Annotated in this window: 12 protein-coding genes; 8 read left to right on the top strand and 4 right to left on the bottom strand. The window is 65.9% G+C overall.

All coding sequences use genetic code 11. The features are described from left to right. Positions 1-20: 20 nt before the first annotated feature. From recF to rpsT, 4 genes are all read right to left on the bottom strand, one after another. Positions 21-1,166, bottom strand: a complete 1,146-nt coding sequence (recF, locus tag IPM06_07035) for a DNA replication/repair protein RecF (protein MBK8770169.1) — start codon at positions 1,164-1,166, stop codon at positions 21-23. Between the two features lie 11 nt (positions 1,167-1,177). After that, positions 1,178-2,302 (bottom strand): DNA polymerase III subunit beta, encoded by a 1,125-nt coding sequence (locus tag IPM06_07030; protein ID MBK8770168.1) that lies wholly within the window; start codon positions 2,300-2,302, stop codon positions 1,178-1,180. Positions 2,303-2,409: 107 nt separating this feature from the next. After that, complete coding sequence (gene dnaA / locus IPM06_07025) at positions 2,410-3,897, bottom strand: chromosomal replication initiator protein DnaA (protein MBK8770167.1); 1,488 nt, start codon at positions 3,895-3,897, stop codon at positions 2,410-2,412. A gap of 651 nt (positions 3,898-4,548) precedes the next feature. Further along, on the bottom strand, positions 4,549-4,815 hold the full coding sequence (gene rpsT, locus IPM06_07020) for a 30S ribosomal protein S20 (GenBank protein ID MBK8770166.1): 267 nt from the start codon (positions 4,813-4,815) through the stop codon (positions 4,549-4,551). Between the two features lie 155 nt (positions 4,816-4,970). Between rpsT and xylB the strand changes: the two genes are divergently transcribed. The 8 genes from xylB (at position 4,971) to IPM06_06980 (ending at position 13,757) form a co-directional block, all read left to right on the top strand. Beyond that, positions 4,971-6,458: a xylulokinase gene (gene xylB / locus IPM06_07015; protein MBK8770165.1), complete on the top strand. Its 1,488-nt coding sequence runs from the start codon at positions 4,971-4,973 to the stop codon at positions 6,456-6,458. Between the two features lie 40 nt (positions 6,459-6,498). Beyond that, positions 6,499-7,401, top strand: coding sequence for a 16S rRNA (cytidine(1402)-2'-O)-methyltransferase (rsmI, locus tag IPM06_07010; GenBank protein ID MBK8770164.1), 903 nt, complete (start codon positions 6,499-6,501; stop codon positions 7,399-7,401). A 32-nt stretch (positions 7,402-7,433) separates the two neighbouring features. Further along, complete coding sequence (locus tag IPM06_07005) at positions 7,434-7,760, top strand: YraN family protein (GenBank protein MBK8770163.1); 327 nt, start codon at positions 7,434-7,436, stop codon at positions 7,758-7,760. Positions 7,761-7,763: 3 nt separating this feature from the next. After that, positions 7,764-8,702: a glutathione synthase gene (gshB, locus tag IPM06_07000; GenBank protein MBK8770162.1), complete on the top strand. Its 939-nt coding sequence runs from the start codon at positions 7,764-7,766 to the stop codon at positions 8,700-8,702. Then, positions 8,699-9,397 carry an HAD family hydrolase gene (locus IPM06_06995; GenBank protein ID MBK8770161.1) on the top strand — a complete coding sequence of 233 codons (699 nt, stop codon included), beginning with the start codon at positions 8,699-8,701 and terminating at the stop codon, positions 9,395-9,397. Before gshB ends, IPM06_06995 begins: the two co-directional genes overlap by 4 nt. 71 nt (positions 9,398-9,468) lie before the next feature. Next, positions 9,469-10,998, top strand: a complete 1,530-nt coding sequence (locus IPM06_06990; GenBank protein MBK8770160.1) for a YifB family Mg chelatase-like AAA ATPase — start codon at positions 9,469-9,471, stop codon at positions 10,996-10,998. A gap of 97 nt (positions 10,999-11,095) precedes the next feature. After that, entirely contained in the window at positions 11,096-12,931 is a 1,836-nt protein-coding gene (locus IPM06_06985; protein MBK8770159.1) for a response regulator, read from the top strand. A 43-nt stretch (positions 12,932-12,974) separates the two neighbouring features. Then, entirely contained in the window at positions 12,975-13,757 is a 783-nt protein-coding gene (locus IPM06_06980; GenBank protein ID MBK8770158.1) for a GNAT family N-acetyltransferase, read from the top strand. Positions 13,758-13,768: the final 11 nt, after the last annotated feature.

Genomic DNA, 13,768 nt, shown 5'->3' with positions numbered 1-13,768 from the left:
GAGGGGGCGAAAGGCAGCTCTCAGCGTGATTCGGAGAGCTGTCCGCCATCCACCAGATACACCACTGTGGAGGCTCCCGCGCCATCAAAAAGTGAGACCTCCGTGCCGGTCATAAACACTTGAGATCCAAGGGTTTCCAGCAGCCCGAAAAGGGCCGTGCGGCGGGCCGGATCGAGGTGTGCGGCAATTTCGTCAAGGAGCAGCATGGGGCTTGCCCCGAAGAGACTTTTGGCCGCCCGCGCCTGGGCCAGGATGAGGCCGATCAGGAGCGCTTTCTGCTCGCCCGTGGAGCAGAGTTCGGCGGGCATCGCCTTGGGTCCGTGGACCACATGGAGGTCGCTGCGGTGGGGACCTGCCAGCGCCCGGCCTGCGGCCCTGTCGGCGGCGCGGCCCCGGGCGAGGTCGCGGCGGTAGATGTCTTCCGCTTCCACCGCCGGATGCTGCATCACCAGGTCTTCCATGGCGCCCGTGATCGAGAGGGCCGCCCAGGGAAAGGGACCGTGGTGCTCGCTCAGCGCCACATGGCGGGCGAGAATGCCCACCGCCGCCAGGCGTGCCGCCGCCACGGCAACGGCACTCTCGGCCATCTGCACCTCAAGACTCGCCAGCCAGGCACCATCGGGATTGTTCTCGGAGAGAAGGGCATTCCGTTCGCGCATCAGTTTCTCGAAGGCGTTAACGCGAGAGGCATGCTCGGCATCAAACAGCATCACCATGCGGTCGAGGAAACGGCGGCGATCACCGGGCGCGCCCTGGAAGAGGCGGTCCATGGCGGGGGTGAGCCAGACCATGCGCAACAGTCCCGTCAGCGCGCCGGCGGAGCGTTGCGTCAGTCCATCGATCATGACGGAGCGGGTGCTGGCCGTTTCGCCGTCCTCGCCGGGCTGCCAGGCCGTGCCCACCTGCATGTCACCCGCCGGCGTCACCACATGGGCGGCGACGGCCCACTGCCCAGGGCCACCCTGGCGGGCGAGGGCGGAAAACTCTGCGCCGCGCAAACCCCGCCCCGGCACCAGCAGCGAAACCGCCTCCAGCAAATTGGTCTTGCCCGCACCATTGGCGCCCGCCAGCGCCACAAGCGGCCGCGACGGCTCCAGCCGCATGTGGCCGTAGTTGCGGAAATCGGTCAGCGTGAGGCGCGTGACGGCAAAGGTGGAGGGGTGCATCGCGCCCCTGCTTACACCCGCATGGGCATCAGCACATAGAGCGACTGCGCGTCCTTGGGATCGCGCACCACGGTGGGTGAGCCTGCGTCCTGCAGTTCGAAGCGCATGTTCTCCGCGGTGATCTGGCCGGCCACGTCGAGCAGGTAGCGCGAGTTGAAGCCGATCTCGAGGGGATCGCGGGTATAGTCCACCGCCACCTCTTCCTCGGCGGAACCGGAGTCGGGGTTGTTCACGACGAGCGTCATCTTGCCGTCGGAGAGCATCAGCTTCACGGCGCGGCTCTTTTCCAGCGAAATGGTGGAAACGCGGTCCACGGCATCGGCGAAAGCCTTGGCGTCCACATCCAGCGTCTTGTCGTGACCGCGGGGAATGACGCGCTCGTAGTCGGGGAAGGTGCCGTCGATGAGCTTCGAGGTGAGCACCAGATGGCCCGCCGCAAAACGGATCTTGGAGGCCGAGAGCGAGACCTGCACCTCCGTGTCGTCACCTTCGATGAGCTTCACCACCTCCAGCACGGTCTTGCGCGGCACGATGATGCCGGGCATGCCCGCGGCACCCTCCGGCAACGGCACCTGCGACTGGGCGAGGCGGTGGCCATCGGTGGCGACGGCGCGCAGCACGGGCGCATCGGCGCCCTGCTCCTTGGCCTGGTGCAGGTAGATGCCGTTCAGATAGTAGCGCGTCTCTTCGGTCGAGATGGCAAAGCGGGTCTTCTCGATCAGGCGGCGCAGGTCGCCCGAGGAGAGCGTGAAGCTGTTGCCCAGTTCGCCGCTGGAGAGGTCGGGGAAATCCTCCGGCGGCAGGGCTTGCAACTGGAAGCGCGAGCGCCCGGCCTTGATGTTGACGCGGCCGGCATCGGGTCCCTGCTCCAGTTCCAACTGCGCGCCATCGGGCAGCTTGCGCACGATGTCGTAAAGCATGTGGGCGGGAACGGTGGCGGCGCCATTGCGCGAAGTTTCCGCCGCCACGGTTTCCACGATCTCGATGTCGAGGTCGGTGGCGGTGAGGCGCACCTTGTCCTTGTCCGACTGCACCAGCACGTTGGAGAGGATCGGAATGGTGTTGCGGCGCTCCACCACGCTCTGCACGTGATTCAGGGCTTTGAGGAAGGCTGACCGTTCAATGGTGACGCGCATGGCGGAGGGGTCGTCCGGAAAAAAGTGGATTTGGACTGGCGACCATGGCCCGGAAGGACCGGATATTCAACGTCTTTCCGGTCCCTTTCCGCAGTTTTTCGCCCCCCTCACGCGCCCTGTTCGATGAGCCTGATCAGTTGCGCCAGGTCCTTGGCCAGCTTTTCGTCGGCGCGCATCAGGTCGTCGATCTTGCGCACGGCGTGGAGCACGGTGGAATGGTCGCGGCCCCCGAAGCGGCGGCCGATCTCGGGCAGGCTGCGGCTCGTCAGCTTCTTGGCGAGATACATGCCGATCTGGCGCGGCACCACCACGTTGCGGGCGCGGCGTGGCGAGAGAAGGTCGTTCTTCGAGACATTGTAGTGGCGGCCCACCACCTTGAGGATGTCGTCGATCTTGATGCGGCCTGCATCCTGTCCCTGGGCGGCAGCATCGCGCAGCACCATGGACGCAAGGTCGAGGGTGATGGGCTGGCTGTTGAACTGCTGGAAGGCGGCGATGCGGTTGAGCGCTCCTTCGAGTTCGCGGCCACCGCCGGTAACGCGCTCGGCCACCAGTTCGAGGATGTCATCGTTCACCATGGCACCGGGATCGCGGGCCAGGAGGATGTCGCGGCGCACCGAGAGGATCTTGCGGCGAAGGGCGATGTCCGGCGACTCGATGTCCACCACGAGACCGCCCATCAGGCGCGAACGCATGCGCTGGTCCACCGTGTCGAGCTGGGCGGGCGGCACATCGGCGGCCACCACCACCTGGCGGCGCTGGTCCACCAGCGAGTTGAAGGCGTGGCAGAACTCCTGCTGGATGGCCTTGCCCTGGAGGAACTGGAAATCGTCGATCAGGAGCACGTCGACGGACTGGAACTGGTCCTTGAAGGAAAGCGTGTCGCGCTGCCGCACGGCATAGATGAAGCTGTACATGAAGCGCTCGGCGGTCATCACCATGACCTTGCGCATGGGCTGCGTCTCGCGGATGCGCTTGGCAATGGCGTTGAGCAGATGGGTCTTTCCAAGGCCCGCGCCGGCGTGAATGTAGAGCGGGTTGAAGCCCACGGGCGTGCCCGTGGGCGAATTGGCCACGCGCATGGCGGCGGCGTGGGCGAGCTGGTTCGATTGACCGATCATGAAGCTGTCGAAGGTCTGGCTCTCGTCGATCACCGTGGCGCGCGCGAGGGCCGCTTCCGCGGCCTGCGGCATGAAGCCCGCCATGGGCTGAAGCGAGGATGGCTCGGCATGGCGCCCTTCGCTGCGCGGCAGGTTGACGATGGCACGCGGCACACTGCCCGATTGGGCGGTGACGCCCTGCACGCGCACACGCACCTGCACCTGGCGCAGCCCGGCAAATTCAGCCCCGGCAATCTTGGTCAGCTTCGCGGCATAGTGGTTCTCGATCCAGCTTTTGAGAAAGCGCGTCGGCACCGAGGCGACGAGAACGCCGTCCACGAAACCCTCCGGCTCCATGCGTCCGAACCAGGAGTTGAAGAGATCATCGCCCAGCTCGGCCCGCAGGCGCTGGGCCACCTTGGTCCATGTCTCACGCAGGCCGTCCTGCGCCGCCACCAGTTTGCCCGCCGACCGTTCCGCTGCCTGTCCGCCCATGTTCATCTCTTTTGCCGCCCCCAAATTTTTCAGCGCAAGGCCAAGGGAAAACTCCTCCAGATGAAGACACCTGGTGGTTCACTCCTCAGATCACACCTAACGCTTGTTTCTCAGATTGCGCGTCGCCGACGCCACTTACCTCCGGATGCCATTGCCTCTGCCATCCGGCTGCCGCTCTCTTGTTACACCCCAGCCACTCCTGCTTTGGACCCTGTCCCGGTCCCCGGGCGACGGGCTTTTGCTTTTTTCTCCCGCCGTCCTGTGGACAACTTACAGAGGGGCTTCCGGGCGGCGCAAATTGAATCCGTGAATGATCCGTATACGGAGAGTCAAAGAATTCCCGGGTGCGCTGCGGCGTGGACGGGCTGAACGCTTCAAACGCTTGATTCAGCGACCTGAATCAGACGTTGCAGAAATACCACAAAAACCGGGGCAGCGACGTCGCAGCCCTGCAGCGGGAAGGCGAGTGAGGGGCGATTCCATGTGCTCATGGGGGAGAATTTGTTACCCCTCTGTTTTTAAAGCATTTTTTATTAACAATCTATCCGTTCCCGGAACATCGGGAGGGAGGATGGCAGGCGTCCAGGCATAAAAAAACCCGCCGCGGCGAGGCCGGGGCGGGTTCGTGTGGCTCTTTGCCGGGCGGATTGATCAGCCCTGCATGCCCTTGACGCGCTTGGTCAGGCGCGAAATCTTTCGCGATGCAGCATTCTTGTGCATCACGCCCTTCTGGGCGCCGCGGGCCAGCGCAGGAGCAGCGGCCTTCAGGGCGGCTTCAGCGTCGCCCTTCTTGCCGGAGGTCACGGCTTCTTCCACCTTGCGCACGGCGGTGCGAACAGCCGAGAGGCGGTTCTTGTTGATGATGGTGCGCCGGCCGGCAACGCGGGTTGCCTTCTTGGCGGAGGAGGTGTTGGCCATTGATCAATCCTGCTTCATAAGTTCAAACGGAAATGGCCGTACCCGAACCATGGGACTTTTCAGACCCTCCCTGTGGCGCGGCGACGGCTTTCGGAATGGCGCGCTTATAGGCATGAAGCCAGCCGCGCGTCAATTGCGCGATTCGGGAGCCATTCATGGCACATGTTGCACGGGCCGGGGCCGATATCCGGGTGCTTGGCATCGATCTGGGCACCACGGCCCTGAAGGCCGTGCTGAGCGATGGCCAGCGTGTCATTGCCGCAGCCTCGGCCCCCGTGCCGACCCGCCGCCCCCAGGCCCTGTGGTCCGAGCAATCGCCGGAGGACTGGTGGCGGGCCCTGGCCCGCGCCTGTGCCGAACTGGCCTCCCTGCGGCCCCGCGAGTGGAAGGCGGTCTCGGCCGTCGGGCTGTCCGGCCACATGCATGGCGCGGTACTGTTCAAGAACGGCAAGCCGTTGCGGGCCTGCATCCTGCACAATGACGGGCGGGCCACGGCGGAGGCGCGCGACCTCAACCGCATGCTGCCCGGCCACGCCGCCATCGCCGGGGTACGGGCCATGGCGGGCTTCACGGCGCCGAAGCTGCTGTGGCTGCAGCGGCATGAGCCCGATGTCCTGGCGCAAGCCGAGGTGATCGTCAGTCCCAAGGATGCGCTCCGCTTCCGCCTCACGGGACGTCATGCCACCGATCCCGTCGATGCCTCCGGCATGTGGATGCTCGACGTGGCACAGCGGCGCTGGTGCGACGACATCGCCAAGGCCTGCGGCCTTTCATCAACGCAATTGCCACCGATTCTCGAAGGCAATGCGATCGCCGGGCATCTGACCCCCGCAGCGGCGCGTGCCCTTTCCCTTCCGCGCGGCATCGCCGTCGTCACGGGCACGGGCGATGCCGCTGCCAATACGCTGGGGCTTGGCCTCGTGGGCGAAGGCGACGGGGTTGTCTCGCTCGGCACCGCGGCCCAGATCTTCGTCAGCAAGACGCGCCACGTTCCGGCACCGGACAAGAACATCCACGCCTTCGCCCATGCACTCCCCGGCCTGTGGTTCCAGATGGCGGCACTTCTCAATGGCGCATCGCCCCTCGCCTGGCTTGCACGGGTTCTCGGCGAGGAGGATACGCTCGACACCACATTGAAGCGGGTGGCGCGGCGCATGGCCGAGCCGTCGCGCCTGCTGTTTCTTCCCTATCTCACGGGCGAGCGCACGCCCCATGACGATCCCGCCATGCGCGGCGCCTTCCTGGGGCTTGAGGCGACGACCGACCGCAGCGATCTCACGCGCGCGGTGCTTGAGGGCGTGGCTCTCTCGCTGGCCGATGCCTATGCGGCACTGGTGTCCACCGGCACGGTGCCGCGCACGCTTTATGCCGTGGGCGGCGGTTTCCGCAGTCCGCTCTGGACCCGCATGATTGCCTCGGCGCTGGACCGGCCGCTGCATCTGATCGCCGCGAGCGACATGGGTGGCGCCATTGGTGTCGCGCGGCTGGCGCGGCAGGCGGTGACAGGGGAAGCGGCCTCCGCCCTCTACCGGAAACCGGAGCGCAGCACGGAAGTGAAGCCCGATCCTGTCTGGCGCGACCGGTTTGCAACCCGATTGCCGCAGTTCCGCGCCCTCTATCAGGCGCTACGGCCCATCCGCTGAGCTTGCACCGCGCGCCCTCCCTCATTATGCCGGATGACCCATGACGGACCTTCCAGTTCAGCCCCGCTTCCACATCGGCGCCCATGCCTTCGACGCTCCGGCCCTGACGCCGGGGCTTTACCTCGTGGCGACGCCCATCGGAAACCTGGGCGACATCACGCTGCGCGCGCTGGAAACACTGGCTGCCGCCCAAGTCATCTATTGCGAGGACACGCGCATCACCGTCCGCCTGCTGGAACGCTACGGCCTGCGTGTGCCGCTGAAGGCGTTGCACGAGCACAACGAGTCGCAGCTTGTGCCCGCGATCCTCGATGATCTGCGCAGCGGGAAGGCGATAGCGCTGGTCAGTGACGCAGGAACGCCGCTCATCTCCGATCCCGGCTTCCGGCTGGTGCGGGCCTGCGCCGAGGCGGACCTTCCTGTGACGGCGCTCCCCGGCGCCAATGCCGTGCTGACGGCCCTGCAACTCTCCGGCCTTGCCACAGACTCGTTCCACTTCGGCGGTTTCCTGCCGAGCAGTGATGGCGAACGCGGGCGCGTGCTCGACGGGTTGCTTGCCGGCACGTCCACGGTCATCGTCTATGAAAGCCCGCACCGCCTGCGGGCCGCCGTCACGGACATCGCCGCCCGCGATGCCGCCCGCCCCTTGGCTGTGGCGCGCGAACTCACCAAGCTTCATGAGGAAGTGGTGCGCGGATCAGCGGGTGAAGTCGCCGCTGTTCTCTCTGCACGCGAGTCGATCAAGGGGGAATGCGTGATTGTCATCGCCGGGCGCGTGGCAGACGATGCCGTGCTTGATGACGCGCAGATCGCCCGCATCATTGCCGATGCCGCCGCTGCTCTTCCCGCCGGCAAGGCGGCCCAGCAGGTGGCAAAGCTCACCGGTCTTCCGCGCGACGAGGCTTTCGCCCGCATCGTCAAGATCAAGGGCACGACGCCGTGAGAGACCGGAAGGCGGCGGAGAAACGCGGCCACATGGCCGAGACCATCGCGCTCTGGTTCCTGCGCTGCAAGGGCTACCGCCTGCTGGCGCGGCGCTTCAAATGCGGATCAGGCGAGGTGGACCTCGTCATGCGCAAGGGCGCCACCACCGCCTTCATCGAAGTCAAGGCGCGGGCCACGGTCGATGATGCCGTGATCGCGGTGACGCCGCGGCAATCGAAACGCATCTCGGCGGCAGCGGCAAACTGGATGGCGCGCGACAGCAAGGCCGCCGCCGGGCACTGCCGGTTTGACATCGTCGCCGTCTCTTCTAACTTCCGTCCGACACATATCGAAAACGCATTCTACGGAGACCGGTAAGCCATGGGCCTTTCCGTTGCGGTCCAGATGGACCCCATCACAGCGATCGACATTTCAGGTGATTCCACCTTTGCGCTGATGCTGGAAGCGCAGCGGCGCGGGCACAAGCTGTTCCACTATCATGTGAACGCGCTGGCCTGGCGCGACGGCTCGCTCCATGCCGCGGGCGAGGGCGTGACGGTGCGCGACGAGAAGGGCAACCACGCCACGCTCGGCGCACGCCGGACGATCGACCTCGCCACGCAGGACGTGATTCTCATGCGCCAGGACCCGCCCTTCGACATGGGCTACATCACGGCCACCCATCTGCTCGACCAGATTCATCCGAAGACACTGGTTGTCAATGATCCGGCGGAGGTGCGCAATGCGCCCGAGAAGCTGTTCATCCTGCGCTATGCCGACTACATGCCGGCAACACTCATCACCCGCGACTGGGACGAACTCGCCGCTTTCCGCCGTGCCCATGGCGACATCATCCTGAAGCCGCTCTATGGCAATGGCGGTGCGGGCATCTTCAAGACCCACAAGGACGACCAGAACTTTTCCTCGCTGCTGGAGATGTTCGGGCAGCTGTTCAAGGAACCGATCATCGCGCAGAAATACCTGCCCGAGGTGCGGGCCGGCGACAAGCGCATCATCCTTGTCGATGGAAAAGTCGCGGGCGCCATCAACCGCGTCCCGGCCTCCCACGACCACCGCTCCAACATGCATGCGGGCGGCAAGGCGGAACCGACGACGCTCACCAAACGCGAGCACGAGATCTGCGAGGCCATCGGCCCAGACCTCAGGAAGCGCGGCCTCATCTTCACAGGGATCGACGTGATCGGCGACTACATGACGGAGATCAACGTCACCTCGCCCACCGGCATCCGCCAGGTGCAGCGCTTCGGCGGCGCCGACATCGCCGCCCTGATCTGGGATGCGATCGAGGCCAGGCGGTGAGCGCACTCGACCTCATCGCCTTCGATGCCGACGATACGCTGTGGCACAATCTCATCCACTTCGATGCGGCGGAGAAAGCCTTCGGCGAGATGTTCTCGCATCTCCTGCCGCCGGATGAAGGCGCGCATGCGCTGGCCGAGGCCGAGAAGCGCAACATCGCCCACTATGGTTTCGGGGTGAAGAGCTTCACGCTCTCGATGATCGAGACGGCGATCACCATTTCCGGCGAAACGGTGGACGCCGCGACCATTGCCAAGCTCATCAAGATGGGCCGCACCATGCTCGACCACGAGATCGAGCTGCTGCCCCATGTGGAGGAGACGCTGCAGGCGCTGCACGGCAACCACCGCCTGCTGCTCGTCACCAAGGGCGACCTGCATCACCAGGAGCGCAAGGTGCTGGCCTCGGGCCTTGCGCATTATTTCGAGGGCGTGGAGATCGTTTCCGACAAGAAGCCCGAAACCTACGAACGCATCTGCCGCCGCCACGGCGGCAAGGTGGAGCGCACCCTCATGGCCGGCAACTCCATCCGCTCCGACGTACTGCCGATGATCCGCGCCGGAGGTTATGGCGTCTACGTGCCCTTCGACATCCTGTGGGACCACGAACATGAAGAGGTGCCGGACGACACGCCGCGCTTCTTCGCGGTCAAGGACATCCGCGGCGTGGCGGATGTGGCGGGGAAGCTCGGGTAGTTTTGTTCTTTTTTCGTTCTTGACCGACGGAATTGGCCCGCCCTATCGTCTTGAGGGTAAAGGGGCTGAACATGACATCTCGGGTTGCAACAATTGCCTTTCAGGGGGTGGAGGGCGTTCTCATTGATTGCCAGGCGCAATTTGTTTCCGGGCAGGCGGCGTTCACGGTCGTCGGCCTCCCCGACAAGGCGGTGGGCGAAAGCCGGGAGCGGGTGCGGGCGGCGCTGCATGCCATCGGCCTCGCCCTTCCGGGCAAGCGCCTCGTCATCAACCTCTCGCCCGCCGACCTGCCCAAGGAAGGAAGCCACTACGACCTTCCGATCGCGCTCGCCCTTCTTTCGGCGCTGGGCGTCATCCCCCCGGATTTCCTCCAGTCCTACGCGGTGATGGGTGAACTGGCGCTGGATGGCAGCCTGCTGTCCGTTTCCGGGGCCCTTCCGGCCGCCATGACGGCCCATGCCCACGGCCTCGGCCTCATCTGCCCCAAGGCCTCGGGTGCGGAAGCGGCCTGGGCGGGCGAGGAGGTGGATATCCTCGCCCCCGAAACGCTGATCCAGCTCATCAATCATGTGAAGGGCACGCAGGTGCTGCGCCGTCCGGCGGCGCGGCTGCAGGAGGAGGCCCGGGCCCTTCCCGATCTCTCCGACATCAAGGGGCAGGAGGCGGCCAAGCGGGCGCTGGAGGTTGCGGCCGCAGGCGGGCATCACATGCTGATGGTCGGCCCTCCCGGTGCCGGCAAGTCCATGCTGGCGCAGCGGCTGCCCTCCATCCTGCCGCCCATGGAGGCGCGCGAAATGCTGGATGTCTCCATGATCGCCTCGCTCTCGGGCGAGCTGCGGGATGGCCAGCTGTCGCGGGCGCGGCCCTTCCGTGCGCCTCACCATTCCGCTTCCATGCCGGCGCTGGTGGGCGGCGGCCTGCGGGCGAAACCGGGCGAGATGGCGCTCGCTCATCATGGCGTGCTCTTCCTCGACGAGCTGCCGGAGTTTTCGCCGCGTGTGCTGGAGTCGCTCCGCCAGCCCATGGAGTCGGGCGAGACGGTGGTGGCGCGGGCGAACTACCACGTGACCTACCCGGCCCGCTTCCAGCTGGTCGCGGCCATGAACCCCTGCAAGTGTGGCATGGCAGGCGAGCCGGGGCATGTGTGCCGGCAGGGCCCGCGCTGTGCCGCGGACTACCAGGCGCGCATCTCCGGGCCGCTGCTCGACCGCATGGATATCCAGGTCGAACTGCAGGCGGTGAAGGCGTCCGACCTCACGCTGCCGCCGCCCAAGGAAACGAGCGCCGACGTCAACGGGCGCGTGGCCGCGGCCCGCCAGCGCCAGGCCGAGCGCTACCGGGCGCTGGGACGGCCCACACTTCGCACCAATGCGGAGGCCGACGGCAAGCTGCTGGAAGAGATCGCCACGCTGGACGCGGCTGGAACGAGCCTCATCCGCGATGCGGCGGAAGCCATGAACCTCTCGGCGCGCGGCTTTCACCGGGTGCTGCGCGTCGCGCGCAGCATCGCCGACCTCGACGGGCGCGAGATGATCGCTCGCATCCATCTCGCCGAAGCCCTCAGCTACCGGCAGCGGCCCGCCCTGCTGCGGGCGGCCTGAAATGCCCGCTATCCCCGCAATCCACAGCATTTATTGAAACTTTACCCTGATTCACGGGGGTCATGCTTTGGCAAGGCTTGCAGGGGTAAAGCGAGCCATGAACCGACGCTCGTCCCTCAGCAGGAAAGCCCGGTCCGGCGCTCTTCCGGATTGGCACGCCGCATGGCGCCGGCCGGGGCTTGCCGCGATCTGGAGCGTCGAGATCGTTCTCACCTTCGGGCTGATCGGCCTCATCAATCATTACATGTCGGTGCGGCCGCTGCTGGCGGCGCTGGTGTTGCTGCTGGGCGCGGGGGCACTCTCGGCGCTGGCCTATGTGCTGCTCAACCGCGAGATGCTGCAGCGGATCCGCGTGCTCAAGTCCGGCCTCTCGGCGGAACAGGTTGCGCGCAACGCGGCGGAAGAACTGGCGGAAGAAAAATCCCGCCTCCTCGCCACCATGAGCCATGAAATCCGCACGCCCCTCAATGGCGTCATCGGCATGCTCGGCCTCCTCCTCGAAAGCGAGCTCACGCCGGAGCAACGCAATTATGCCGACACCGCGCACGGCTCGGGGCGCATCCTCCTTTCCATCGTCGATGAAATCCTCGACGGGGCTAAATCCGAAGCGCTCAACAAGGACAAGTTCGTGCCCGTGGACGTGATCGCGCTCGTCGAGAACGTCACGGAACTGCTGGCGCCGCGGGCCCATGCCAAGGGCATCGAGATCGTCTCGCTGTTTGCCAGCGATGTGCCGCAGATGGTGCTGGGCGATGACATGCGGCTGCGCCAGATCCTGTTCAATCTCGCAGGAAATGCCATCAAGTTCACGGAGAAGGGCGGCATTGCCATCTCGCTCGCCCGCCATGGCGCTGATGGCCTCAGCTTCACCGTGTCGGATACGGGGATCGGCATGACGGCGGAGGAACTGTCGCGCATCTTCCAGCCCTTTACCCAGGCCAATGCCGAAACCACGCGGCGCTATGGCGGCACGGGCCTTGGCCTCACCATCAGCCGCCGCATCACCGACCTCCTTGGCGGCAGCATCTCGGCCGAAAGCACGCCGGGACAAGGCACCTCGCTCACCGTCACGCTGCCCGGACTGGCGAGCGTGGATGCAATGCCCCGCCACAGCACGGCGCTGGCGGGACGGCGCTTCCGCCTCGCCATTGGCAATGATTTCGTCGCTGAACATTTTGCCAGCCAGTTGCGCGCGCAAGGTGCGGGCGTCGTCACGCCGGCGGAACTGGGCGTGACTGACCCGCGCCACCTGCTGCGCAACAATATTGATGCCATCATCTGCGACTCGCACTCGGGGCCCGCACTTCTGGAGGCCGCACGCCGCATCGCAAGGCAGGGAAAGCCGCTGCCGCAGATCTGGATCCTGCTGACACCGGACGAACGCCGTCCGCTGCAACACCTGCTCAAGCATCCACTCACGGGCTATCTCATGCGCCCGGTGCGCTGTTCGACTCTCGTCGAACAACTGACCTCGCGCGACTCAGCCTTCATCCGCACCGCCGCCGCACAGTTGCGCACCATTGCCACGCGCGCCCATGCGGGCATCAGCCTCAACGTGCTGCTGGCCGATGATACGCCTGTGAACACCGTCATCGCCCGCACCATCCTGGAAAAGGCCGGGCACCGCGTCACCGCCGTGAGTTCCGGGGAAGCGGCGATTGCGGCGATTGGCGCAGGCGGGCCGTTCGACATCCTGCTGCTCGACATGGAAATGCCCGGCTTGAGCGGACCCGAGACGGCACACCTCATCCGCGCCGCGGAGGCGGAAAACGGCGTGCCACGCCTTCCGATCCTCGCCCTCACCGCAAACACACGGCCAGAGGCCATCCACGCCTGCCTCGCGGCGGGCATGGACGGGCATCTCGCCAAGCCCTTCGACCGCCACGACCTCGAGATCACGGTGGCGCGTCTGGCGCAGCGCACGGCGGCTTGATTCCGTTACCGCCCCGACATGGTTCCGCGATAAGGAGCGGGCCATGACCACCACTCTTGCCGAACGCGGCCCCTTCATCGCGAGGCTCGCCCAATCCGCCGATGACATCGCCGCCGCCCAGCGCCTGCGCCACAGCGTGTTCCGGGGCCAGGGCACGTCCGGGCGAGACGCGGACCGCTTCGATGCGCTGTGCGATCACCTGCTGGTGGTGAAGGCAGGAACTTCCGCTGGCGATGGCATCGCCGTGGACGGCGGAGAACTCGCTGGCACCTATCGCCTGATCCGCGAGGAGGCCGCAGCCAAGGCCAACGGCTTCTACACGCAAGGCGAATACGACCTTGCGCCGCTCCTCGCCCGCAAGCGCGGACTCACCTTCCTTGAACTCGGCCGATCCTGTGTGCGCGCCGACATGCGCGACCAGCCGGTGGCCGAACTTCTCTGGCAGGGCATCTGGAATTATGTGCGCAGCCACCGCATCGATGTGATGATGGGTTGCGCCAGCTTCGAGGGCACCGATCCGGATGTGCACGCCGAGGCGCTGTCCTATCTCGCCCACACCGCGAAGGCCCCGGAGGACTGGCGCGTGCGGGCACTGCCGGATCGCTATGTGGAGATGGCGCGCAGACCCCTTTCGGCGATCGACCAGCGCAGCGCCATGCGGGCTTTGCCGCCGCTCATCAAGGGCTACGTGCGGCTTGGCTGCCATGTGGGAGATGGCGCCGTCATCGACCATGACTTCAACACGACAGACGTGCTGATCGTGCTGCCGGTCGCCGCCATCAACCCCCGCTACTTCGCATATTTCGGAGCACCTGCTGCGGTGTGACGGTTGATGCT

The sequence above is a fragment of the Hyphomicrobiales bacterium genome (genome assembly GCA_016710435.1).
Lineage (GTDB): Bacteria > Pseudomonadota > Alphaproteobacteria > Rhizobiales > Aestuariivirgaceae > Aestuariivirga.
This window is presented reverse-complemented; position numbering and strand designations above follow the sequence as displayed.